This is a genomic window from Microbulbifer mixtoriginis (SeqCode) (assembly GCF_052467515.1).
The window spans coordinates 3,051,613-3,074,954 of sequence record NZ_CP174314.1 but is presented as its reverse complement, the minus strand read 5'-3'; the positions used below and the strand labels follow the sequence as shown (position 1 = coordinate 3,074,954).

Here is a 23,342-nt window from a genome sequence, read left to right as displayed (position 1 = left end):
GGGAGGGGATATTGATTTATGATTAAGCCTTAGATTATTTCTTTTCTATACTAATTGGCAGTAACCTCCCTTTAGGGGCGAGCCTGCTATGAAAAAAACAAAACCTTTTCGTAAGCTTGGGGCTCAGGAGGCTCTCTTTGTAGAGTTGACCGAGAGGTCTAAGGGTGCAGTACAACTGGTTGTCTTCTTCAGAGCATGCAAGTCTATAGGTGTTGAAGAGTTAATGGAGGGGATGGAATACCTACATAATCGTCATCTTATGCTCCGTTCTCGAGTGGAAAAAAAATCTTATGCTCAATGGTTCTGTGATGTAGGATTCCGAGATATTCCTACTGAGATTAAGAGCGATACATCTTCTTTTGATTATCAAGCAGAGTTTAACCGCTTGGGAAATGAAATTCTTGAGTTGGATAAATATAGTTATCGCTTGACGATTTACACCGATAAGCATGGATGTGTAATGTGGGTTGCTCTTGTTGTAAGTCATGCTGCCATTGATGGACGTTCAGCATTGATTTTGATCCGTGACTTGGATAGGTTCTTGAGGGGGCAGCAAAAAAACCAGTTTTCCGCCTCCATAATGGATAAATCTATGGTGGAATATATTAGCTCAAGGCAGAGGCTTAAAAATCCACAATTATCCGTTTACAATAATAATTGTAAAACCGTAAAATGGCCGGTTGAAAAGGCTGAACATGCTTCCTCTCGGAGTGGGTGCTCTATTTATCGGCTTCTCCCTAAAAAGCTGCACGATCATTTTTGTTTGCTTGCAAAACAGGAGAATGTTCAAACCACTTCAATCTATAGTGCTATTGCTGTCCTCGCTGCAAGATCGTTACCAAGCTTCCATCCCATGACAGAATTAATGTTACCTATTAATGCCCAATTCTTGTGTAAATCTCAAATAGATCAAGATGTTGTAGGAGAGTGTACTACTACAATAACTTTATCCTTATCGGCAAAAGATACCAGTCTCGATTTGTTGAGTCTTGCACGGCTAATACAAAAAAAAGTTCGTTTATGTCTAAGGCGTAAAAGTTTTTTTGATCCTCCTTTGAAGCTCGATTATAGGCTCGTGGAGATAGAAGATCTGGCTGAGTATTATGCTTCTGAAAAAAACTATTTCCCGTCAGGTCTTTGTGTTTCTAATGTGGGGGATGTGTTTGGGTATACGGGCTTATTGGAATTCTTTGATTTTGGTTTGGTTATGACTGTTCAAACTCATGGGGCGCATCCCATCATGCTGGTGACTTACGCTCTAGGTGGGGAAGGTGTTTTTGTTTTTGGTTATTGTGAGCCACTTATCAGTAAGGAGAGTGCGCTTAAATATGTGAAAACTTACATGGAATTAATTACCGATATTTCCAATGGTTATGCTGTTGAATAAAGCTGCTTTAAAAGTATAGCAGTTCTTCCTAAGTTTATAGTTAATAGATGCATTCCTGAATCCCCCAGTTTTTTACTCTCATTTGAGTTGTTTCCAGAGTATAAGGTTTCTCAAGTTTGCGGTGATTGCCGACAGTAGAGGTTAGATAGGCTGTTGATTGTAGGTGAATAAATTTAAGGGTTTACAGGTATATTGACTACACCTTGGATATCGGTCTCTTTTTGTTTAAAGGATTTTAAATGAAAATACGTTTGGGTGTGTCGATATTAAGTAATCTATTTATTTTTTCTATACTAATTGAATAGTCATCTTAACTTGTGATTTACATCTGTGCAGGATTGAAGCTATGCAATCAGAGCCATATTCACGAGAGTTAGGTGCGGTCGAGGCCTTGATGGTCGAGTTTGCCAGGGAGTGTCATGGGGGGACTCAAATTGTCTCCTTTATTAAGGTACTTCAACCATTAAATGTGAAGACTTTGCAAGACGGGCTGGCCTGGGTGCACCATTTACATCCTATGTTGAGAGCAAGGGTTAAATTAGGGGCGAATTTCGAATGGCATTGTAATGTGGATTTTAGCTCAATCCCTTTAGAAATTTATATGCTTGATCATGGTTTCAATTTTGAGTTGGAGTATATGAGGCAGTCTAAAAAAATTATAGATATAGAAAAGTATACTTATATGATAACTCTTTACATTGGTAATAACCAGTGTGTGGAATGGATTTCCATAGTTGCAAATCATGCGGCTATTGACGGTAGATCAATAATGGTCTTGTTCTTTTATCTAGATTTATATTTGAATAAAGGTGGAAATCTAGAGCTAGAGCCGCTGCCATTATATAAGCCTATAGAGGAATATCTCAAAGAAGCGGGGTACAGTGGTGGTGATCATCTGCTTCTACCAGGTAAGGACTACCTTTCATGGCCGGTCGAGCAAACCGCAGACTTGGCCAGGCGTCAAAGTAGAGCAATCCTGCGCACTCTATGTTTCGATGATGTAGAAAAATTAGCCTTATTAATCAAAGAGAAAAAAGTAGGTTTTACTGCGCTGTACAGTGCTTTGGCAGTTATTTCATCTCAACAGTTGGCCAATCATCGACCCTGGACAGAGATCGTATTGCCAATGGATGTACGTGGTCTGTGTAAACCAAAGATAGGTTTAAATGTTATCGGGGCCTTTACAGCGATAACAACGTTGGAAGTTTCACCGCACAATTCTGGTGTGGGAGTTTTGGACTTGGCCATAGAAATACAAAATAATTTGAATGAAAGATTTAACCCCAGCGAGTTGAAAGGTTTGGTTTTTGAGTCTAGTTGCAGGCTAAAAGATATCATGCAAGCTGCAAATGAATACTCCCATAAAAGAGAGTCATTTCCAGCGGGCATTTGTGTTTCAAATTTAGGCAGCATGAGAGGATTGTGTGGTGAATTGAAACATTTTGATATAGCTGCTGGTATGCTTGTTCAAAATCATGGTCACTACCCTATGATGGTGATTGCCTATACTACCAATCAAAATGGGGTATTTGTTTTTGGGTATTGTGAGCCACTTATTAGTAAAAATAGTGCGAAAGCTATGGCTGATCAGTATATGGAGTTATTGCAAGAGCTTGTTTGTTCCTCATGAGGTCTGAACTGATGAATCCTTGTTTGTTCAATTTTTAAATTGATATATTGCCGTTCATTTCCCCCCTTTCTCCTATACTGAATACTGATTGTGTAGCCTTTCTATACGACAACTTCCACCAATGTAGGGCTCAAACATGCACTTAGAGCCATTTTTTCTCGAGCGGCATTCCCAAGATACTAACCCTAAGAGGATGACTGTCGGGTCGGATTTTGGGGGCCAAATTTCACTTTCTAAACGGGGGAGCATCAAACCTCTGAGCAGTACTAGTGCTGACTTTCTATTGAGTAATGTTGTCCGGCAGGGTGAGAGATCCTTGTGATGTGGTTCGGTTGGATGAATATTAGTCATGAACTTTATCGGCATTTTTGATGAGTTATCGACCCTAATAAATTGTGATTGCTAGGAATTTTTACAGATTGATCAAAGTCATCAAATCATATGTAGCTAAGGCCTTGTGGTTATTTAGGAGTTTATTAATTAGCTGGCGGGAAAGAGTTAATTTCATAGTGCTTTATACAGATGATGGCACAAGGTTGTATCCTTCTGAGGAGATGGGTGATAGTACATTCCACTGGAGAGTAAACTTGTGAATGATGTGGTTGTCATTGTAGGGCAAGGGCTCTATTTGTCTGTGGCAGCAATTATTGGTTTGGGTATTTCCCGGATATTAAGAATTGATAATACACTAGGATGCTTATTGGCTGGTGTATTGGCTGCTTTTCTGTTACCGGTAATCGATTATGATACAGGGTTGAGGGCAACCAGCTTAAGGGAATTGGTTTTTTTTGTGATTTTGCCCGTTCTAATTTTTGAGTCTGCTTGGCAGCTTGAGCCAAGGATTTTAAAGCGCTGGATTGGTCCGATTCTATTATTTTCGACTCTAGGGTTAGTCATTTGTGCCTTCCTGATCGCAGCAATTACTTATTATGGAATTGGCCATCCGGCGGGATTTCCCTGGATAGCGGCATTGTTGACTGGTGCTATTCTGGCGGCTACCGATCCTGTAGCGGTAGTGAATAAGTTGCGACAAGAAAAAACTGGGGAAGATTTACTTTCTCTTGTTGAAGGGGAAAGCTTATTTAATGATGCCGCAGCGGTAGTCCTTTATTCTCTGGTCCTAGGGTTGGCCACTTACTCAATTGTACAGGGGACCGGAGTAAGCGCTGAGGCTCCATCGCTGAGTGTTAGTTCAGTAACGCTGTATTTCTGCATGATATTCTTTGGTGGCGTTGCCGTAGGCTTGATTTTGGGGTTGCTGACAACACTGGTTATTTTGTTCCTACGAACACCAAGTGCAGCATTAATGACTCTAGTGATTGTGGCTTTTGGTAGCTTTTACCTTGCGGAAAGCATTTTGCATGTATCTGGTATTATTTCTGTTATGACCTGTGCCATAGTGGCTAGAGCCTGCTTGCGAAAACAAAGGAAAACCTATCTGGTAGATGCAGAAACCACTTGGGAGTGGTTGGGGCTTCTCTTTACTTCAATTATTTTTGTGATAATGGGGTTGGTCATTACTTTCGAAATGTTTACCCATCAATGGTTGGCGATGTTAATTGCCACGGCCGCAGCACTGGGCGCTCGGGCCCTGTCGGTGGTGCTGGTAGCACCATTAACGCGCTTCGTGGGTCCGCCAATTCCAAAGTCTTGGCGACTGCTGATGAGTTGGGGTGGCTTGCGTGGAGTGATTGCTGTAGCCCTGGTACTTTCCCTTCCCGTTGAATTGCCCTACTGGTGGACTATCCAATCTATGGTTTTTGGTGTAGTACTTTTTTCCTTGCTGGTGCAAGGAACTACCAGCGGGCGTTTAATAAGAAAGCTGGATATCTAAAGCTTAACTACTGGGTTTTTTCTGTTTGATTATGGGCAGGAGTAATCTGGGAATAAAGTTCGAGAGATGTTATTGATATTTCTGCTTAATTGCGTTGTGATTTAAGGTTTATCGTTTCCTGTTGTGCTTTTCTATTTACGTTAAGGCGGTTTTTAGTAAGAGCCTGCTTCAGGTAGGGATGATTTGAATGAGATAAACTGGTTGGCGGTAGTTTTTGGGGACTCAAGCATTGGTAAATGCCCAATGTCTTTGATCAGCTGTAGTTGGGAGTTAATAATTTCTCTTGATAAGATTGTGCCTGCGCCAGGATGAAGTATTCTATCCTTATCGCCCCAGGTGATTAAAGTAGGCTTGGAAAACCCCTTTAATCTTCCCTCTAGTGGAGATGAAAATTTGATACTTCCATCTTTTATCTGATGAATATCTTTAAATATCTTTTGGTACAGTGAAAAGTTATTTTCAGCTATTTTTGATAGCTCTGATATTGCAAAGCCTGGTATAAAAGGTCTTTTGTGGAAAACATTATCTAATAGCGATTCATACTCCTCTCTGTTCTTGGACAGAATAACAGGTAATTCATCGCGTAAAATTTGCTCAAACATTGGACTGCTGGGTGAACTTTCCACTCCAAGAGGGTTTAAAAGCCATAAGCTATTTATCTTTTCTGGAAACTCTACAGCATAGTTTCCAGCTATGTATCCACCCATTGAATTGCCTGCAAGGTGAAAGTGCTCTAAACCCATTGCATTCACAAAGCTGTTCAGGCGTTGAGTTTGGGGTAGGACATCATAGTTTAAGTCTGGATCTTTAAAGCTCTCTCCAAATCCAGGTAAATCGGGTGCAATGATCTGAAAGTGTGGGGTTAAATATCTGGCTAAGCGAACCCAGTTATCTTTGTCAGCCCCGAAACCATGTAAGAGAACGAGCGGTGTACCCGACCCACCCTGCAAGTAACTAATTTCCCCCTCTTCAATTTCAATTTTTTTGAGCTTTAGGCCCGATATTTTTCTTTCAGCAAAAGTTCCAAGAGTGAAAAGTGTATGGGTAATGGAAGTTAAATTCATTGTATTGGTTGTAGTGGTTATAATTACTTAACTGAAAAATCGATGTTGCTCAGTAGGATATTGATCATTCATTGATCAGCCCATTTGATTGATATCCACATTGGTTATAAATTTTGAGTCAACGATTTAGTTGTTTGAAGTTTGTATAATCCTTCAATACTAACAGGGCTGTAAAGGCTATCAAATTGGAATGTATGATATGGACCTATTTTGGCACATAATATTTCCTCAAGAGAAGATGTTGGATTTCTGCTAACTTGCAGAGAAAGGATGCCGGGTTCACTAGGGAGCCTCTGAATAACTCCGTGATGCCTCTGGCTTGCAGAGCGGTTCACAATCAAGGCGCGGCTTCGCAGGAATGTCTAGACCTTTCAAGAAGTCGCAACGCGGAGTGTGAATCGCTCTGCAAGCCCCGAAGGGCGGGCCTTGAAGGCCGCATCTGCTGCGTTGCAGCTCTTGCAAAGGGCTACGGCCATTCGCGGCTAGCTGCGCCTAACATCTACAGCCTTCAAGACCCGCAGAGGTATTACGGAATTATTCAGAGGCTCCCTAGATATGCTATGAGCATATTGCTAGGTTACCATTGCCAGCCAGTGTTGTTTTTCGTGTCTAAAGCATTTAATTGCCAATCACTCTTCTTTAGATCAACATAATTGGATTGTCTAATGCTATCCATAACGCCACTGAGAGCAAGCTCAAAGAAAATAGCATTCCCTGTACTCTTTGGTTTCTATCATTAGTGGCGAATTTTGCGAGTGCACTTCCGAATACAATCCAGCAGAGGTGTGTTGATAGATTAAGGATAGTCATTAGTGCGATTAGTAATAGGATGGTTGTGGTGGGTTCGTACTGAAGGTTAGGCGCAAAGATAGAAAACATGGTAAATGTTATAATCCAGCCTTTAACGTTTAGAATTTGAATCAACATTCCATTCCATATTGAAATCTTCGGCGCTTCTCCCTGGCTCAGTGGCGACTTAGGTTTGGCGAAATGATAAGCGAGATAGATTAGATAGATTACACCGCCAACTTGAAGTGCTCTTAAGGCAAAAGGGTAGCTGGTTAACCAAGTCATTAAGCCAAAGCCAACTAAGAACCCTTTCACAATAAAAATAAAATCTATTCCGGCCATTAGTGGCAGTGACCTGCGGATACCCAAGCTTGCGCCGGCTGCAGCGAAGGTGATATTGGCAGGACCAGGGCTAAAGATAAGTGGAAACATAACAGCCATCCACGCGAGAACAAATTTCATACTCATAAGACGTACCTATGCCAAACATTCAGAAGTTACCAGTTGAGGGTTGTGGAAACAGCTTTACTGGCGGTGAGGGATGAGTCTATAGAGAGGAGCTATTACTATCTTGTATAAAATTGCGCTATATCGATTTTAGATAACGCCCAGGCGTAATACCAAAAGTCTTCTTGAAGTTTCTACTCATATGGCTTTGATCAAAGAAACCACACTCGGTTGCTGCTGTGGCAGCATTTAGCCCTTGCTGTAGCAAAAGGCGGGCCTGATGAATTTTGTAAAGAACCAAAAATTGATGGGGAGCTATACCATAGTGCTTGCTAAAGCAGCGGATTAATTGGTATTGGCTCATTTCCGTGAGCTGACATAGTTGCTCAAGGGTTACGTTGTATTGCCAGTGATCACACAAATAGTTGCGGATTTTTATTGCGGCTGAGATATCTTTTGTATTTCGAGGGCTGAGGTTCTGGTCGCCATGATTGGCGAATAGCTTGGTAAGCGCCAACGTTAAAAGGCTATCTACGGCAAGCGGTAAGTGAGTACCATTCAGGCTGCAGTGAAGTTGAAAGAGTAGCTTGAAAAGTTCAGGATCATGAATAATAGGGCCCTTAAGGAAAGGCATCGGGGTTTTACCAGGGCTACTATGTTGCCGCAATATTTGTGTAACCAGCTTTGTATCAAAATAAAACATCCGGTAATGCCAGCCTTGCTCGCTACCGCTGTAACCTGTATGTATTTCACCGGGGTTAATGGCGACAATGTTCCCCTGGGGGATGATATTACTTTGCCCGCGATAATCTAATTTCTCCGCGCCTGCCTGGATAATGCCAATGGCTAATTCATCGTGCCAATGTTTATTAAAGGCAAAACTGCGAAAGTGTGCATGAAATAGTTCTATGCCACTGTGTTTTGGGCTACGCCAAATCGCCAAAAATTCCTTTTGCATCTATAGGTCTAATTCATCAGATCTTATTTATCAATACAGCTGTTTCAGCTGCGAGCATTACAAGATACAAAAAGAGGAAGAGCTGGGCAAAAAATCTATTAGTAGAGGGGAAAGCGGGAGGTAAGGCCGTGGAGTTATCCACGGCCAAGAGCAATAGTTATTGCCAGTTGAGGATCACTTTGCCGGACTCACCAGAGCCCATGGTGTCGAAGCCTTTCTGGAAATCGTCGATTGGGAACTGGTGGGTAATAATCGGGGTCAGGTCCAGACCGGATTGAATCAGGCTGGCCATCTTGTACCAGGTTTCGAACATTTCGCGGCCGTAGATCCCTTTTATGATCAAACCTTTGAAGATGACCTGGCTCCAGTCAATAGCCATTTCGCCGGCGGGAATACCGAGCATGGCGATCTTGCCACCGTGGTTCATTGCCTCGAGCATATCGCGGAAGGCAACGGGAACCCCGGACATTTCCAAGCCCACATCGAAGCCTTCGCTCATGCCCAATTCTGTCATCACATCTTTAAGGTTTTCCTTGGACACATTCACGGCACGGGTGGCCCCCATCTTGCGGGCCAGATCCAGGCGATATTCGTTGATATCAGTGATGACCACATGGCGTGCGCCAACATGTTTGGCGACTGCTGCGGCCATAATGCCGATAGGACCGGCGCCGGTGATCAATACATCTTCGCCCACCAGATCGAAAGAGAGGGCGGTGTGTACGGCGTTACCGAGGGGGTCAAAAATGGAGGCCAGCTCATCAGAGATATTGTCTGGAATTTTAAAAGCGTTTAGTGCCGGAATAACCAGGTATTCGGCAAAAGCGCCCTGGCGGTCTACACCAACACCGTAAGTGTTGCGGCAAAGGTGGCGGCGGCCGGCGCGGCAGTTGCGGCAGTGGCCACAGGTGATATGGCCTTCGCCGGAAACGCGGTCGCCCACTTCAAAACCGGCAACTTCCTGGCCCATACCAACCACTTCACCTACATATTCGTGCCCAACTACCATGGGAACCGGGATGGTTTTTTGCGACCACTCATCCCAGTTATAAATATGCATGTCGGTGCCGCAGATGGCGGTTTTGTGAATTTTGATCAGCAGATCGTTGTGGCCTGGCTCGGGGATTTCCACATCGGTAAGCCAAATACCCACTTCGGACTTCAGTTTAGAAAGTGCTTTCATTGTCATTAAAACTACAAAAAGAAAGGCGCAGCACCATCTGGCAATAGGATTGATCCGTTGTTAGACAGCGCCGCGATTATTTGGGAATTAAATAATTTTCAGCTCGCGGCCCACTTCAATGAAGGCATCAATGCACTGATCGAGTTGCTCTTGAGTGTGTGCCGCAGACATCTGGGTGCGAATACGGGCTTGGCCTTTAGGTACTACAGGGTAGAAGAAGCCCACTACATAAATGCCGCGCTCCAGCATCTTGTCTGCCATTTTCTGAGCCAGAGCGGCATCGCCGATCATGACCGGAATAATTGGATGTTCGGCACCGGCCAGGGTGAAGCCAGCTTCGGACATACGCTTGCGGAAATACGCAGAGTTTTCGCGTAACTGCTCCCGCAGTTCGCCACCTTCCATTAGCATATCGAGCACTTTCAGGGAGGCAGTGACAATAGCTGGGGCTACTGAGTTGGAGAACAGGTAGGGGCGAGAGCGCTGGCGCAGCAGATCGATAATTTCCTTGCGGCCAGAGGTGAAACCGCCGGAAGCACCGCCCAGGGCCTTGCCCAGAGTGCCAGTAATAATATCGATACGATTGATGACATCACAGTATTCGTGGGTGCCGCGGCCGTGTTCACCGAGGAAGCCTACCGCGTGGGAGTCGTCGACCATCACCAGGGCATTGTAGCGGTCAGCCAGATCGCAAATCGCTTTTAGGTCGGCGATCACACCATCCATGGAGAAGACACCATCGGTGGCGATCAGCTTGGTTTTGGCGCCTTCGGCGTCAGCTGCCTGTAGCTGTTTCTCCAACTCCGCCATATTGTTGTTGGCGTAGCGGTAGCGCTTGGCCTTACACAGACGAACGCCGTCAATAATTGAAGCGTGGTTCAGGGCATCGGAGATTATTGCATCCTCTGGACCCAGCAGGGTTTCGAAAAGGCCACCATTGGCATCAAAACAGGAGGTGTAGAGGATGGTGTCTTCGGTGTGTAGGAATTCTGACAGGCGCGATTCCAGTGCCTTGTGGATGTCCTGGGTACCACAGATAAAGCGCACTGAGGCCATACCGAAACCGTACTGGTCCAGGCCTTCTTTGGCGGCTTTGATCAGGTCCGGGTGATCGGCCAGGCCCAGGTAGTTATTGGCACAGAAGTTCAGTACCTGGGTGTCGTTGTTCACCTGTATCTCGGCGGCCTGCTGGGAGGTAATGATCCGCTCCCGCTTATAGAGGCCGTCGGCTTCGATTTGTTTTAGCTCGTTGCGCAGGTGCTCAAAGAATTGTTCTGGCTTGGACATGATATTGTTTTTAGCTCCTGTCGGGTGCTCGTGGCACTAGGTATCTGGCGCGAATCAAAATGGCGCCACTGGATTCTCGTTTATCCCGCCAGCTCGCAGGCCTTGTGGGCAGTGATTGGCTGCTCACTGGCACGGCAGCTGGTGGCGAATTTTAAAGCTTCTTCCGCGGTGTCGAACAGTAGTTGCCACAACAATTGCCGATCGGCCCGTCTCACGGCTCTCACCGCGGTGCGGCTGCGTTGGTTGGCAATTTGAATTTCTATAACGTCTTTACTGGATAACGGTGATTCGGACATGGTCCCTCCAAGGGTAAAACTTTGGAGGGCTGACGTGGAAGCGGCGAAAGGGTATTCGCTAATCCGGTTGGATTGCTCTTGTAGAGCCCCATCCTCCCCGCAGGCTTTGGTGTGCCAGCAGAGAGAGAACCACCTTGCCCCGGTCGGCAGGTTGGCGTTGGCGTCAGCCACTCTCGTGATGTGCGAGCAAAGATAGCGGGGAGGGGATTGGCAGTCAACTGCACCGCCCACGATTGCAGGCGGTGCAGAAGTTTATGCCGGCAGTTGCACGGATTTCAGTTCGATAAACTCGCCGAGGCCGGCCTCGCCAAATTCGCGCCCGTTGCCAGAGCGCTTGTAGCCGCCAAAGGGTGCGTCGTAATTAAACTCGCCGCCATTGACGAAACATAGGCCTGCCTCGATGCGGCGCACCAGAGGCATGGCGCTCTCTGCATCTTTTGCCCAAACACCGCTGGATAGGCCGTATTCGGTGTCATTGGCGATGGTAATAGCCTCATCCATATCCTTGTAAGGGATCAGGCAGGTCACAGGGCCAAAGATCTCTTCGCGGGCGATGCTCATATCGTTGTGAACATCGGCAAATACCGTGGGCTTCACATAAAAGCCCTTCTCCAGCCCGGTGGGCACCTCAGCGCCGCCAGTGACCAGGCGTGCACCCTCGTCGATACCCTTCTGGATATAGCCGCGCACTATCTCGCGCTGGCGCGCGGAAGAGAGTGGGCCCATAAAGGCATTTTCATTGGTGCCCATGGCGATGTCTTCGGCCACCTGGCGGGCGATTTCTACCGCTTCGTCATAGCGTTCGGCAGGTACCAGCATACGGGTGAGGGCGGTACAGGTCTGGCCACTGTTGATAAACACATCTTCACAGCCCCAACGCACGGCGGCTTCCAGATCTGCATCGGGGGTGATAATCAGAGGGGACTTACCACCTAATTCCTGGGTTACGCGCTTCACCGTGGGCGCAGCGGCCTTGGCCACTTCCACACCGGCGCGAGTGGAACCGGTGAAGGAGACCATATCGATACCGGGATGGGCAGAGAGCGCCGCACCCACTTCGGAGCCGGCACCAGGTACCAGGTTGAAGACGCCGGCGGGGACACCGGCCTCTTCAATAATTTCCGCCATCACAAAATCCTGCAGCGGCGTGATCTCGGCGGGTTTGGTGATCATGGTGCAGCCGGCGGCCAGGGCCGGGGCCACTTTGCCCACAAACTGGTGCAGTGGGTAGTTCCAGGGAGTGATAAAACCGCACACGCCCACGGGCTCGCGGAACAGTACGGAATGGCCGGCCTTCTCTGTTTTTTCCATTTCTGCGGTGCGCTCGGCGTAGTAGCGCATGGCATAGATAGGGCCATCCACATGCAACCAGCGGGTGATATGTTCGGGGCAGCCGAGTGTCTGGGACACGGCCTGAACCAGATCTTCCTTGCGTTTTTCCATACCGTCGGCAATGGCGTTGAGCAGTTCGCGGCGCATCTGTGCGGTGCTGTTGCGCCAGCTGTGGAAGGCTTGGCGCGCGGCTTCCACGGCGAGATCCACATCTTCGGCCGAGCCTTCGGCCACTTGGCAGATGAATTCTTCGGTGGCCGGGTTGATCACCGGGTGAGTCCCGGTACCCAGAGGCTCGCGCCATTCGCCGTTAATAAACAGCTTGCCCGTGGGCAGTTTGCTGAGATCTGTCATGTCACGCTTCCATTTGTTCTGCGCCTGAAGGCGCGCTGATTTCGATCAGGGTTGGGGTCTGGCGGCCCAGGGCATCGGCTACTGCTTGCGCCAATTGGCCGGGCTGGTCGATACGACAGCCCTCGGCGCCAAAGGCCTTGGCCAGGGCAACAAAATCCGGGGTACTCAGGTTTACACCTTCCTGCGGCACTTCCGCCGCATCCATAAAGTCGCGGATTTCGCCGTAGCCGGCGTTATTCCACACCAGGATGGGCAGAGGTAAACGTTGCTCAACAGCCACCGCCAATTCGCCCAGGGTAAACATCAAGCCGCCATCGCCGATCAGGGCGATCACATCCCGCTCGCTAGAGAGCTTGGCGCCAACTGCCGCAGGCAGGGCGAAGCCCAGGGTGCCATAACCGGTAGTACAGGTCACATGGCTACGCGGATGATATAGGGGCAGGGCGTGGTTAGTGTTATAGGCCAGCTGGGTGGAGTCTGTCACCAGGATACCGTTTTCCGGCAGGGCTTCGCGCAGGGCCTCAACCCAGGGGAAGCGTTGTTCGGAACCATCCCACCATTCTTTGCGGCAGTCTTTCAGTAACTGGGCAACCTCTTTTTCAGAATGTTCGCCTGCTGTTGCATCGCGTTGGATCAGGGCGGCTTCCAATTGTTGCAGGCTCTCTTTGGCGTCAGCACAGATCGCCAGATCCGGTTGGGCGTTGCATACCAGCTGTGCAGCATCTATATCGATACGAATCAGTTTGCCGGAGAAGGCGTAATCGTCCCGCACCAGGTTGCGATCGGTTTCAGAGAGTTCGGTGCCCACGGCCAGCACCACATCCGCATTCTCCACGCGGTTGCGTACACAATCGAAACTCAGGTTGGCACCGCCACACAGTGGATGGCGTTCATCTACAACGCCTTTGGCGGCCAGAGACAGAAATACCGGGGCAGCAATTTTTTCAGCAATTTGGGTAGCCGCTTCGCCGGCGCTCTGGGCACCGCCGCCGAGGAGGATGACCGGGTGCTGGGCGGATTGCAGCCATTCGGCGGCCGTGGCGATAGCAGCGCTATTTGCCGCCGGGGCCATAGCGGCTGGTGCAGCTTTGTAGTCTTCCAGTTGGCCGGGCATGTGAGCCGGGAATAGGTCGATGGGGATTTCGATATGCACAGGCCCCGGGCGGCTGGACTGCAGCAGCTGGAATGCCCGTGACATCACCTCTGGTAATTGCTCTGCCTGGCTGAGCGTGTGCTGCCAGATACAGAAGCCGCGGCTGGCATCACTTTGTTGCGGCAGTTCATGCAGGCGGCCGCGGCCCATGCCCAGGTCTTCGCGGCGATTGATTGCGGAGATCACCAGCATGGGAATCGAATCGGAATAGGCTTGCGCCATGGCGGTGGCGGCGTTGGTGAGACCGGGGCCGGTGATCAGGAAGCAGACACCAATCTTGCCACTGGCACGGGCATAGCCATCCGCCATAAAGGCGGCACCCTGTTCGTGGCGCGGAGTGATATGCATCAGGTCACTGCCGGGCAGACCTCGGTACAGTTCGATGGTGTGGACACCGGGGATGCCGAAGACTTTTTCCACCTGGTAGTCGCGCAGCAGGCGCATGAGCACCTGGGCGCATGTGGGCGCAGAGGACATAGCCACCATTTTCCTTATTTGTGTAAAAATGCCGTGAGCCTAGCGGCCCACTAAAAAGCACGCAAGCGCCCGCAGAGTCTGCACCTGCGAGGGGAAATACGCAGGAAAATTGAGATTCGTCCCGTATCGCGACAGGAAACTTGGCGCCCGAGCCGCAAGATTCCTTGTGTAAAGGGAGTTGCGATACAAGAAGATTTGTCGCGTAGCTGGAATAAAAATCGCTTTGCTTCAGCTGGCTGGATATATTTTGAGCTTGAATAACTTAGGAAGTAGCACCATGGAAATCGATCAATGGCGTCGTGAATACCTGCTTGGCGGTTTGCGCCGTTCGGAGTTAAAAGCCACCCCGGTGGAGCAGTTTCGCGAATGGCTTGAGGAGGCTCTGGCGGCCAAACTTTCTGACCCTAGTGCCATGTGTCTGGCCACAGCCGATAGCAGCGGCCAGCCCTCCCAGCGCATTGTATTACTAAAAGGTTTTGATGAGCGCGGCTTTGTTTTTTACACAAACCTGCAGAGTAAAAAAGCGCATGATATGGAGAAGAACCCGCAGGTATCCCTGCTGTTCCCCTGGCACAGCCTGGAGCGCCAGGTTATTGTTAGCGGCAATGTGGAGTCGGTGACGCGTGAGGATGCCGAGCAGTATTTCCAGTCCCGCCCATTGGAAAGCCAGCTGGCCTCCTGGGCCTCGCGCCAGAGCCAGCCACTGTCATCCCGTGAGGAACTGCAAAAACAGTTTGACCAAGAAAAGGCGCGCTTTGCAGATGGACAAGTGCCGCTGCCAGATTTTTGGGGCGGTTATCGGGTAGTGCCACACTCGGTGGAATTTTGGCAGGGTGGTGCCAATCGCCTGCACGACCGCTTTATTTATCGCGCCGATGATAGCGGTTTGTGGACGCTGGATCGTTTGTCTCCCTAATGGCTGCAGAATTTTAGCTAAAGTGTGGCGTGGAAAATTTGAGCGGGGTTATGACTCCGCTTTTTGCTTTGATTTTTATCATTTTACATTCAGGCAAAATAGAAAAGGGTAATGAATATTTGCCAAATTAAAAAAGCTTACCCATTAAAATGTCATTTTAAGGCTGCAGGTTAAATAGATGTTTTATTCTATAAATACTGCATTTATTAGTAGGGCGGGTCAGGCCTTTTTTTCGCCTTCGCGATTGAGAAAGTCCAAGCCTTTGATGAGGGCCTCAACCCGGCTTTCTACAAAACAATCCTCGTCCATCCAATCCCGGATATGTAATTTCTCCAACCTGTCCAGTGTTGGCTCATTGGGGCAGTACAGATAGACTTTGCAGCCTAAACTAATGGCATCACGCATGGTATTTTCCAGTGCCAATGCCGCTGTTGTATCAATCATGGGTACTGTACTTAAATCCATAATGATGACTTTAAATTTACCCACTGCGGCTTGCTGTCGGGTAATGGCCTTGGATACCCCAAACAACATTGGGCCCGATAAAAAGAAAAACAGGATCTGTCCTTTTGACTGCCGCAGCATCTCCCGTTCCCGCCGATTGAGAGGGTCGCCTTCCTCGATACCGGAAATCGCTTTAACACTTTTTTCCTGAATACGGCTGAGCCGCTCAATGGTGATGATATTGACAAGGAAAACACCAATGGCCACGGCGTAAATCAAGCCCACAAACACGGTCATCAACAGAACGCTGTACATAATAAAGGTTGGGAATATTGCCACCTGATGATGGTGAACGCGTCGGATATAACTCCAGTCGAGAATATTAATGCCGACGAACACCGCGATACCGGCTAATACCGCCATAGGAATTGGTTGCGTCAGGGGGGCAAACCAGAGCACCACCAGCAGTAGGATCAGCGCACGCACTATACCGGCCAGAGGAGAACGTGCCCCTACCTGAATATTCACCACGGTCCCCATAGTGGAACCCGCGCCGGGCAGGCCGCCAAACAAACCGGATACGGTGTTAGCGATGCCCTGGCCGATCAATTCCCGGCTGGGGTTGTGCTCCCTGCGCGTCAGGCTGTCCGCTATCACTGCAGTTAGCAGGGTATCGAGACAGCCCAGAGTGCCGAGCACCAACGCCTCAATCAGCATGGTGGACAACATATCAAAGGTGATGTCGGGCAAAATCAGGGAAGGCAAGCCGCTGGGAATTTCGCCGATACGCCGGATCTCTTCGTTGTCGAACAACACCATGGAAAGCAAGGTAATGGCGACTAGTGCCACCAGTTGGGGGGGAACCAGCTGTTTGAGTTTCTTTGGTAAAAAAAACAGCATTCCGAGGGTGAGTAAACCGAGGAAGAGTTCCCCATAGTGGGTATTTCTGACTAGCTCCGGCAATTCCTGAACGGTTTCCATCGGCCCGCCAGCGGGCGTGGGTTGGCCGAGTAACGGACCAATCTGCAAAATTACCAGAATAATACCCACCCCGGACATAAATCCTGAGACCACGCTGTAGGGCATCAAGACAATATATTTGCCGAGCTTTAACGCCCCCAAAGCAATTTGAAAAATGCCCGCCATGATGACCACGGTAAAGGCCATTGCCAGTCCCTGGTCTGGGTGCTCTGCCATCATGGTGGTGATCACCGCAGCCATTACTACTGTCATGGCACCGGTAGGCTCAGAGATTAAGGTTCGGGTACCCCCAAACAAGGAGGCAAATAGCCCGATCAGAATGGCCCCCCACAGCCCTGCACTGGCTCCTGCCCCGGAAGCAACCCCAAACGCCAGTGCCATGGGTAGCGAAACCACGGCTGTGGTGACTCCACCAAAGAGATCTCCTTTGAGGTTCACTCCCTCAAATCTACCCATCAACAAGGCCGCGCCTCTTCGTGGATTTCGAATGACTCTAAGGATATGGCAGTTATGTGGAACTGCCAGAAGGAGGGTTGTTTTACGGCCAGTCTATTTGTGTGGTTTTCAGCACTTGCCTTTCGTGTGCTTGCACTCTCTGGCTATTTTTGTGCAGGGGCGCTTAGAATATCGCGCCAACCAGATTGCGGGAAATACCGTATAAAAACCCGTTGGTACGACTGTGCTTGATCAAGTTTTAAGAAAAATAGGTAGGGGGATTTATGGCCATTATTGGTATTGACCTGGGTACCACCAATAGCGCCTGTGGGGTTTTAACGGAAGATGGCGTGAAGCTGATTCCCAATCGCCTGGGAGAGGCCTTGACCCCATCGGTGGTTGGTTTGGATGACACTGGCAAGCTAGTGGTGGGGAAAACCGCAAAAGAGCGCCTGATCAATCACAGTGATACCACCGTTGCCGCCTTTAAGCGCCTGATGGGCACCGATCATCAAGTCAAACTGGGTCGCCAGCAATTTACCGCTACCGAACTTTCCGCCTTGGTACTGCGCTCTCTCAAAGAGGATGCAGAGGCCTTTATGGGGGAAGAGGTCGGCGAAGCGGTAATCAGTGTGCCCGCCTACTTTAACGATAACCAGCGCCAGGCGACAAAATTGGCTGGAGAGCTGGCAGGCCTCAAGGTAGAGCGCCTGATCAACGAGCCTACCGCTGCGGCAATTGCCTACGGCCTGCACGATAAGCGGGAGGGGAATTTCCTGGTGCTAGACCTGGGCGGTGGTACTTTCGATGTCTCCATCCTGGAATTCTTCGATGGCATTATGGAAGTACATGCCAGTGCCGGGGATAACTATCTGGGCGGTGAGGATTTTGTCGAGGCAATGATCGACAGCGTTCTGGAAGAATTGCAGCTGAAAAAATCTTCCCTGAAACCGCGCGAACTGCAGAATCTGTATATGCAGCTGGAAACGGCCAAGCGCCGTATCAGCCAGCAAGCAGAGCAGTTACTTAAATTAAACCTCGGTGGACGCGAACTCGAATGGAAAGCGACTCCCGAATGGTTTGAGAAACTCAGCACTCCGTTGCTGCTGAGAGCCAAGCGCCCGATTGAGCGCACCATGCGCGATGCCGATTTGCCACCCGCTAAAATTGACGAAGTGGTATTGGTGGGAGGCTCCACCCGCCTGGCCCTGTTCCGCTCTATGGTGGGACGTATGTTTGGCCGCTTACCCTCCTGCCACCTGGACCCGGATACTGTTGTCGCCATGGGGGCGGCTATTCAAGCCGGGCTCAAGGAAAAAAACTCCGCGCTGGATGATATCGTCCTCACCGATGTATGCCCCTACACCCTGGGTACCGGCATAGTGAACGAAGATAGCCCGCAGCTGGGCAATTACTTCCTGCCGATTATTGAGCGCAACACCGTGGTACCTGTGAGTATCGTGCGTAGCGTCTGCACTGCCCACGATGATCAGGACGAGGTCTGTATCGATATTTACCAGGGGGAAAATCGTCTGGTAAAGAAAAATGTCTATCTGGGCGAACTCACGGTGCCGGTACCCAAGAAACCCCGGGGCGAGGAAGTGGTGGAAGTGCGCTACAGCTACGATATGAACGGTTTGCTGGAAGTGGATGTCACTGTCATTTCCACCGGTAAAACATTTAATAAGCTAGTGGAATTTACGCCGGGCGCCCTGAATGAACAGGATAAAGCCCAAGCCCTGGAAAAACTGGCCAAGCTCAAGTTTCATCCCCGTGAAGATGAGGAAAACCGGGCGCTGCTCGCCCGTGGTGAGCGCTTGTATGAAGCGAGCCTCGGCGAGCAGCGCGATTATATTGCTCAATTACTCGCCAGCTTCGATCGGGTTTTGGATAAACAAAACCTGGTGGAGATTGGTAAGGCGCGTGCCGAACTCACTGAAATTTTCGATAAGCTCGACGGTGAGGATTGGATTTAATGAGCCCCTGGGAGATACTCGAGCTAGCGCCCTGCGATGATGCGCGGGCAATCAAGCGCGCCTACGCAAAAAAACTGAAGCAAACCCGCCCGGATGAAAAGCCTGAAGAGTTTCAGCAGTTACATAGCGCCTATAAATGGGCCCTGAAAGCCGCTGAGGAGCTTAAAGAAGAGAAAAAGGAAAGTGAGGAACCGCAAAGTACCGAGGTGCTTGCGGAAGTTGCCAGTGTTGAGCGGGCTGCACTCTCCCCTGAGGCCGTGCAGGCAGAGCCCCAGGTGCAACAAAATAGTGAGCCAAATCATCAAGACCACTCCCCAATCTCTTCAGAAGCTATTGAGCAAGCTCCATCAAAAGTCTCTCTTGACCTGAACCAAGCCCAGGATCAGGAAGCTGGGGGTGAGAGACAGCAGGGGGCCTCGACAGAGAAACATGCTGAAGAGCAGCATCCTGAAGTTAAGAATGCACAAGAAGATAATGTGCAAGAAAATCCTATTGAAGAGGATGACACTGAACAAGACCCACAGCGAGCACTGCGAATTGCCGAGTACCATCAGGTGTTGGAGCAAGTGGATAGGCTGCTGCAAGAACCCAGTAATTTCAATGTAAAAGAGCATTGGCGTTTTCTCACCGATACACCCTATATGCTCGATGAGGAATATAATTGGAATCTGGGTCTCTCAATCTTCGAACGTTTTGCCAGAATAAATTTGCAGGCTAGTGAAGCTACCTCTCAAGGTAAAAAACAAGCTCAGATTTCTAATAATATTCTTCAGTATTGCAATAGCTTGTTCGACTGGAATGGTAATGCCTCCTATTTATACGGCGCCTTGGATGAGTCCCTTTGTGATTGCATATTTAATTCGCTGCAAAGCGAAGAAGTTACTGTAGACCCCGCCCAAGGGCTCCGAGGTGGGCGCAAGCTGATCCGGCAGAAAATCACCCAGCCGGAAGAAACCTATGATCAATACTACTTTGGCCACTTGCTGGCCCGAGGCGTTGCGGTCTTACTGGATGTATTGTTGTTGTACGTCGCGGTTGGCTTTATCGCCTCCATTGTGATGATGAAGGTTTACGATATGCCAGAAGGCGCCGCCACAACCATGGCGTTGGGAATCTGTTGCCTGGCCTATCTGCTGATGGCCTGGATTGCAGAGAGCTCCCGCTTTCAGGCGACGCCGGGTAAATATTTGATGGGTTATAAGGTCACCAACAAAAAATTTGAGCGAATAGGCTATGGCCACGGCCTTTGGCGCCTACTGAGCTTCACTCTCACCCTACCGCTGGGAAAGATCGGTTGGTTGATTAACTGCTTCTTAGGTGGAAACCTGATGCACGACCGCCTCAGCGCAAGCCATGTCATCAACATGCGTAAATCCCGCGAGGAGTATTTGCGGAGATTGCGGGGGGAGGATTGATGGCTGTCGTCTCAAAAGAGAATGCTGCGCACTACTCCTGGGGGGAGGGCTGCGATGGCTGGCACTTGGTACGAACCAATTCTCTCAGTGTGATTCAGGAGAGAGTGCCTCCTGGTTGCTCAGAAGTTCGACACCTGCACCGGCAATCTGAACAGTTTTTCTTTGTACTACAGGGCACGGCCACTATTGAATGTGATGGCGAAGAGTATTTACTCTCTCCCGGCCAGGGTTTGCATATAGCCGCTGGGATTCCTCATCAGCTGTTCAATATGGCTTCTATAGATTTGGTTTTTATCGTTACTTCAACGCCGCCTAGCCATGGGGATCGGGTGGAGTTGTAGAGCAAATTTATTAGTGCAATAAAGACTTGATTAGCTGCTTGCTCCTTTGTAAGCAGTTTTGCTTTTCTAGAGGTGATATGACATTTAAAGCAGATGTTCTTGCGGCAGCCAAACTGAAGGCGGAAGAGCTTGAAGATTGGAAGTTTGTATCTAAACGGTATCGATATCGCCCAACGAAATTTTGCGATCTATTAATAGATCCTTTCTGGACTTTTTGTGGCTCTCCTGCGTCGGTAACAATGCAGCCGGCTGCAGGTGTATACATCAAAGAGGTGGAAGATATTTTATCTCATTTATCCGGTCTCTCTTTGAGTCGGGTTCCTACTTTTTCAGTAAGTGTTAGAGATATTGATTTGGAAACCTCTTATAGCCAAACAACTTACGCTAAAGATTTTGATAGCCAAGAAAAAGCTGTGGCACATGTTATGCGTGATCTGGCTAATATAATCGAGTTTGGGGAGGCGTACTTAAGAAAGCAATATTGTCTAAATAGCCAAGAGTCATTTTACCTAAGTGTCCCTGAAAAAACACGTGGTATCTGGGCTTCATACTACTGCATTGTGCGTGGATTGCTTGGAGATACGGATTATATAAAACGAGTACTTCGCAAAGAAATTGATCCTAAGGGCTATCAGGATCTAGAGCTTATAGGTAAGATATTCGATTATTTTTCCTAAAAAATAGCTGTAAGGTTGGGTGAGTTATCTTTTTGTGGTGGGTTGTTAATTACTTGATATGTAATTTCTGGTGAGTTTTCTATTCAAGTTTTTGTTGTGCGACTGTAGATAACGGAATTGAGGTTTAATATGAATGTTTTGTTAATAGTTGGGGCTGTTGCTATATTGGTTGCACTTTACCGTGCAGCAACCAGTAAGAATATACCGCAAAGCCCGGCGGCATGTGGTATAGCATTCTTTATCGTTACTGCGGGTTTGGCCTCTTGGTTGTATCTATTATCTGCTATTCCTTTCTATTCCCTGTACTTGCTGGTGAGTATTATCTCATTACCCCTGATATTGTTATTGGGTGGTGCTATGGCGGCGCGTACAAGTGAGGATACTGCCTCAATGAATGCCAAAATTGTATTGGCTGTAGCGGCGCCCCCCTATTTGCTGGTTACTTTTATTGCTTTTATGAATTCTTCTGGGTGGGCCATTGTATATGCATTAATAATATATATTCCCTGTATTGTTGGTGGGCGATATATTGGCAGTAAATATTTGCAAGTAAAATGATGTAGAGATGGGTGGCTTTGTCGCTTCTATTGTGATAACAGGCTGGTAAGCGTGGACACCAACGGCACTGGTAATTCGTTACCTGGTTTATCTATTGATGGCCAATTAGGTCACTAGAAAAAAACTGAGTAAAAAGGCAATGGTTGCAGTCTTTGGTGCCTACTGAACTTCACTCTCACCTTACCGCTGGGTAAACGGCTGGTTGGTTAACTGTTTTTTAGGTGGGGTACGTGATGTACGGCCGCCTAAGCTCAAACCGTACCATCAATCAGCGTAATTAGATTGCGGGGTGGGCTGAGATTGCTTGTACTTGTTAAAAGCTGTTACTTCAACACAGCTTAGCGCTTGAGCTTAAGTGAGTTTTTTGGGGAATATGGTCGTTGAAAATTTATCCTCCTTTCTTTGTGGTGGGCGAGCTAAAGGTCGCAGATAGAAGAATAGATATAATCAAAAAGAGTGGCGCCTATTTTCTGTGTTCAGACCTAGATGAAGACGTGATTTTGTATGATTTTTTTCGAGCTTGGGACACCTCTCAAGATATTAAGGAATGTTTGTTACCGGAAGTAGGTTCAGTTATATCTGGCAAGGTAGCTTATACGGATGTCGATGCTGATATTTTTGGCTTGGCTTATATCGAACCTCAGACTACGAAGCTTATAGGGGGGATGGCTCCTGACCTGGAATTGCCGACAATGGAGTTTAGAGAGCTAATCAAACAGTGGGTTGACTTTCTAGAGACACATGGCCAATAAGTTTAATGAGGGAGTATCGTTGCTTCGGTACGGCTTGTCTTTGATGTCAAGTGGAATTTTTTTGTGGGGATACAATCGATGAAAATCTACGCTCCTTATTCTGTGGTGGGCGAGCTAAGGACTGCAGACAGAAGAATAGACATAGTCAAAATATATGATAGCTATAGCTTGTATCCTAAGCTGGATGAAGAGGAGGTCTTGGAGGGTTTTTTTCAGATGTGGGCAGTCTCTCAAGAAATTAAAAAGGATGTGTTGCCGGAAATAGATTCAGTTTTGTCTGGAGAAAAAAAATATACTGAACTCGGTGCTGATATTTTTGGGTTGGCTTATATCGAGCATCAGAACACGAAGTTCATAAGCGACATGGGTTCTCCTGACCTAGAGTTGCCAACGCTGGAGTTTAAGGGGCTGGTCGAGCAGTGGGTTGATTTTCTAGAGGCGCGTGGACGATAAGTTTATTAGTGAAGGTGGTTATCGTTGATTCAATGTCGCCTAGTTATAGGGATCTGGTGAACTTGTGGGTTTGTATATATCTATTCAATCTAAAACCTTATAGAGATTATCTCGTTCACCTTGGTCCAAAAGATCGTCTGAGGAGTTTGAATTTCTATGTTGTATGCCCGGTGGCTATGAAAATATTTTGTAATTATTAGCCT

General features: G+C 48.2%; 20 protein-coding genes and 1 riboswitch. Of the genes, 11 read left to right on the top strand and 9 right to left on the bottom strand.

The genetic code is table 11. The features are described from left to right. Window positions 1-88 precede the first annotated feature (88 nt). From ACJJIT_RS13230 to ACJJIT_RS13220, 3 genes are all read left to right on the top strand, one after another. A complete protein-coding gene (locus ACJJIT_RS13230; protein ID WP_444898687.1) occupies window positions 89-1,387 on the top strand; it encodes a hypothetical protein in 1,299 nt (432 codons plus the stop codon). Window positions 1,388-1,733: 346 nt separating this feature from the next. Continuing rightward, window positions 1,734-3,017, top strand: a complete 1,284-nt coding sequence (locus tag ACJJIT_RS13225) for a hypothetical protein (protein WP_444898686.1) — start codon at window positions 1,734-1,736, stop codon at window positions 3,015-3,017. Between the two features lie 589 nt (window positions 3,018-3,606). Next, window positions 3,607-4,851, top strand: a complete 1,245-nt coding sequence (locus ACJJIT_RS13220) for a cation:proton antiporter (protein WP_444885570.1) — start codon at window positions 3,607-3,609, stop codon at window positions 4,849-4,851. Between the two features lie 152 nt (window positions 4,852-5,003). Here the strand turns inward: ACJJIT_RS13220 and ACJJIT_RS13215 are convergent, their stop codons facing one another. The 8 genes from ACJJIT_RS13215 to ACJJIT_RS13180 all read right to left on the bottom strand — a co-directional run bounded on the left by ACJJIT_RS13215 (window position 5,004) and on the right by ACJJIT_RS13180 (window position 14,191). Further along, window positions 5,004-5,915: an alpha/beta fold hydrolase gene (locus ACJJIT_RS13215; RefSeq protein ID WP_444885569.1), complete on the bottom strand. Its 912-nt coding sequence runs from the start codon at window positions 5,913-5,915 to the stop codon at window positions 5,004-5,006. 639 nt (window positions 5,916-6,554) lie between these two features. Further along, window positions 6,555-7,172: a LysE family translocator gene (locus tag ACJJIT_RS13210; RefSeq protein WP_444898685.1), complete on the bottom strand. Its 618-nt coding sequence runs from the start codon at window positions 7,170-7,172 to the stop codon at window positions 6,555-6,557. A gap of 118 nt (window positions 7,173-7,290) precedes the next feature. Continuing rightward, window positions 7,291-8,109: an AraC family transcriptional regulator gene (locus tag ACJJIT_RS13205; protein WP_444898684.1), complete on the bottom strand. Its 819-nt coding sequence runs from the start codon at window positions 8,107-8,109 to the stop codon at window positions 7,291-7,293. 157 nt (window positions 8,110-8,266) lie between these two features. Further along, window positions 8,267-9,292: an L-threonine 3-dehydrogenase gene (tdh, locus tag ACJJIT_RS13200; protein ID WP_444885566.1), complete on the bottom strand. Its 1,026-nt coding sequence runs from the start codon at window positions 9,290-9,292 to the stop codon at window positions 8,267-8,269. A gap of 87 nt (window positions 9,293-9,379) precedes the next feature. Next, entirely contained in the window at window positions 9,380-10,579 is a 1,200-nt protein-coding gene (locus ACJJIT_RS13195; RefSeq protein ID WP_444898683.1) for a glycine C-acetyltransferase, read from the bottom strand. A gap of 80 nt (window positions 10,580-10,659) precedes the next feature. Then, window positions 10,660-10,875: a hypothetical protein gene (locus ACJJIT_RS13190; RefSeq protein WP_152454298.1), complete on the bottom strand. Its 216-nt coding sequence runs from the start codon at window positions 10,873-10,875 to the stop codon at window positions 10,660-10,662. Window positions 10,876-10,933: 58 nt separating this feature from the next. After that, window positions 10,934-11,062: riboswitch (SAM-I-IV-variant riboswitch) on the bottom strand. 65 nt (window positions 11,063-11,127) lie between these two features. Next, window positions 11,128-12,561: an aldehyde dehydrogenase family protein gene (locus ACJJIT_RS13185; RefSeq protein WP_444898682.1), complete on the bottom strand. Its 1,434-nt coding sequence runs from the start codon at window positions 12,559-12,561 to the stop codon at window positions 11,128-11,130. 1 nt (window position 12,562) lies between these two features. Then, window positions 12,563-14,191 (bottom strand): 5-guanidino-2-oxopentanoate decarboxylase, encoded by a 1,629-nt coding sequence (locus ACJJIT_RS13180; RefSeq protein WP_444898681.1) that lies wholly within the window; start codon window positions 14,189-14,191, stop codon window positions 12,563-12,565. A 277-nt stretch (window positions 14,192-14,468) separates the two neighbouring features. On the opposite strand from ACJJIT_RS13180, the gene pdxH reads away from it, so the two are divergent. Continuing rightward, window positions 14,469-15,107 (top strand): pyridoxamine 5'-phosphate oxidase, encoded by a 639-nt coding sequence (gene pdxH / locus ACJJIT_RS13175; protein ID WP_444888478.1) that lies wholly within the window; start codon window positions 14,469-14,471, stop codon window positions 15,105-15,107. Window positions 15,108-15,326: 219 nt separating this feature from the next. On the opposite strand, the gene ACJJIT_RS13170 is transcribed toward pdxH, so the two are convergent. Continuing rightward, on the bottom strand, window positions 15,327-16,988 hold the full coding sequence (locus ACJJIT_RS13170; RefSeq protein ID WP_444898680.1) for a SulP family inorganic anion transporter: 1,662 nt from the start codon (window positions 16,986-16,988) through the stop codon (window positions 15,327-15,329). A gap of 263 nt (window positions 16,989-17,251) precedes the next feature. Here ACJJIT_RS13170 and ACJJIT_RS13165 point away from each other — a divergent pair, with 263 nt between their 5' ends. The 7 genes from ACJJIT_RS13165 (at window position 17,252) to ACJJIT_RS13135 (ending at window position 23,139) form a co-directional block, all read left to right on the top strand. Continuing rightward, complete coding sequence (locus tag ACJJIT_RS13165) at window positions 17,252-18,943, top strand: Hsp70 family protein (protein WP_444898679.1); 1,692 nt, start codon at window positions 17,252-17,254, stop codon at window positions 18,941-18,943. Further along, entirely contained in the window at window positions 18,943-20,358 is a 1,416-nt protein-coding gene (locus ACJJIT_RS13160) for an RDD family protein (RefSeq protein WP_444898678.1), read from the top strand. Before ACJJIT_RS13165 ends, ACJJIT_RS13160 begins: the two co-directional genes overlap by 1 nt. Then, window positions 20,358-20,699: a cupin domain-containing protein gene (locus ACJJIT_RS13155; protein WP_444898677.1), complete on the top strand. Its 342-nt coding sequence runs from the start codon at window positions 20,358-20,360 to the stop codon at window positions 20,697-20,699. Before ACJJIT_RS13160 ends, ACJJIT_RS13155 begins: the two co-directional genes overlap by 1 nt. A gap of 77 nt (window positions 20,700-20,776) precedes the next feature. Next, window positions 20,777-21,376 (top strand): hypothetical protein, encoded by a 600-nt coding sequence (locus tag ACJJIT_RS13150; RefSeq protein ID WP_444898676.1) that lies wholly within the window; start codon window positions 20,777-20,779, stop codon window positions 21,374-21,376. Window positions 21,377-21,505: 129 nt separating this feature from the next. Continuing rightward, entirely contained in the window at window positions 21,506-21,934 is a 429-nt protein-coding gene (locus tag ACJJIT_RS13145) for a hypothetical protein (protein ID WP_444898675.1), read from the top strand. A gap of 380 nt (window positions 21,935-22,314) precedes the next feature. Beyond that, window positions 22,315-22,686 carry a hypothetical protein gene (locus ACJJIT_RS13140; protein WP_444898674.1) on the top strand — a complete coding sequence of 124 codons (372 nt, stop codon included), beginning with the start codon at window positions 22,315-22,317 and terminating at the stop codon, window positions 22,684-22,686. 78 nt (window positions 22,687-22,764) lie between these two features. Then, the gene (locus ACJJIT_RS13135) at window positions 22,765-23,139 is read left to right on the top strand and encodes a hypothetical protein (protein ID WP_444898673.1); all 375 of its coding nucleotides are present in this window, start codon (window positions 22,765-22,767) and stop codon (window positions 23,137-23,139) included. Window positions 23,140-23,342 lie beyond the last annotated feature (203 nt).

Excerpts from the sequence above, each read along its gene's own strand:
- ACJJIT_RS13230 (WP_444898687.1), top strand. The coding sequence starts at position 89 with ATGAAAAAAACAAAACCTTTTCGTAAGCTTGGGGCTCAGGAGGCTCTC.
- ACJJIT_RS13225 (WP_444898686.1), top strand. The coding sequence starts at position 1,734 with ATGCAATCAGAGCCATATTCACGAGAGTTAGGTGCGGTCGAGGCCTTG.
- ACJJIT_RS13215 (WP_444885569.1), bottom strand. The coding sequence starts at position 5,915 with ATGAATTTAACTTCCATTACCCATACACTTTTCACTCTTGGAACTTTT.
- ACJJIT_RS13210 (WP_444898685.1), bottom strand. The coding sequence starts at position 7,172 with ATGAGTATGAAATTTGTTCTCGCGTGGATGGCTGTTATGTTTCCACTT.
- ACJJIT_RS13205 (WP_444898684.1), bottom strand. The coding sequence starts at position 8,109 with ATGCAAAAGGAATTTTTGGCGATTTGGCGTAGCCCAAAACACAGTGGC.
- tdh (WP_444885566.1), bottom strand. The coding sequence starts at position 9,292 with ATGAAAGCACTTTCTAAACTGAAGTCCGAAGTGGGTATTTGGCTTACC.
- ACJJIT_RS13195 (WP_444898683.1), bottom strand. The coding sequence starts at position 10,579 with ATGTCCAAGCCAGAACAATTCTTTGAGCACCTGCGCAACGAGCTAAAA.
- ACJJIT_RS13190 (WP_152454298.1), bottom strand. The coding sequence starts at position 10,875 with ATGTCCGAATCACCGTTATCCAGTAAAGACGTTATAGAAATTCAAATT.
- ACJJIT_RS13185 (WP_444898682.1), bottom strand. The coding sequence starts at position 12,561 with ATGACAGATCTCAGCAAACTGCCCACGGGCAAGCTGTTTATTAACGGC.
- ACJJIT_RS13180 (WP_444898681.1), bottom strand. The coding sequence starts at position 14,191 with ATGTCCTCTGCGCCCACATGCGCCCAGGTGCTCATGCGCCTGCTGCGC.
- pdxH (WP_444888478.1), top strand. The coding sequence starts at position 14,469 with ATGGAAATCGATCAATGGCGTCGTGAATACCTGCTTGGCGGTTTGCGC.
- ACJJIT_RS13170 (WP_444898680.1), bottom strand. The coding sequence starts at position 16,988 with ATGGGTAGATTTGAGGGAGTGAACCTCAAAGGAGATCTCTTTGGTGGA.
- ACJJIT_RS13165 (WP_444898679.1), top strand. The coding sequence starts at position 17,252 with ATGGCCATTATTGGTATTGACCTGGGTACCACCAATAGCGCCTGTGGG.
- ACJJIT_RS13160 (WP_444898678.1), top strand. The coding sequence starts at position 18,943 with ATGAGCCCCTGGGAGATACTCGAGCTAGCGCCCTGCGATGATGCGCGG.
- ACJJIT_RS13155 (WP_444898677.1), top strand. The coding sequence starts at position 20,358 with ATGGCTGTCGTCTCAAAAGAGAATGCTGCGCACTACTCCTGGGGGGAG.
- ACJJIT_RS13150 (WP_444898676.1), top strand. The coding sequence starts at position 20,777 with ATGACATTTAAAGCAGATGTTCTTGCGGCAGCCAAACTGAAGGCGGAA.
- ACJJIT_RS13145 (WP_444898675.1), top strand. The coding sequence starts at position 21,506 with ATGAATGTTTTGTTAATAGTTGGGGCTGTTGCTATATTGGTTGCACTT.
- ACJJIT_RS13135 (WP_444898673.1), top strand. The coding sequence starts at position 22,765 with ATGAAAATCTACGCTCCTTATTCTGTGGTGGGCGAGCTAAGGACTGCA.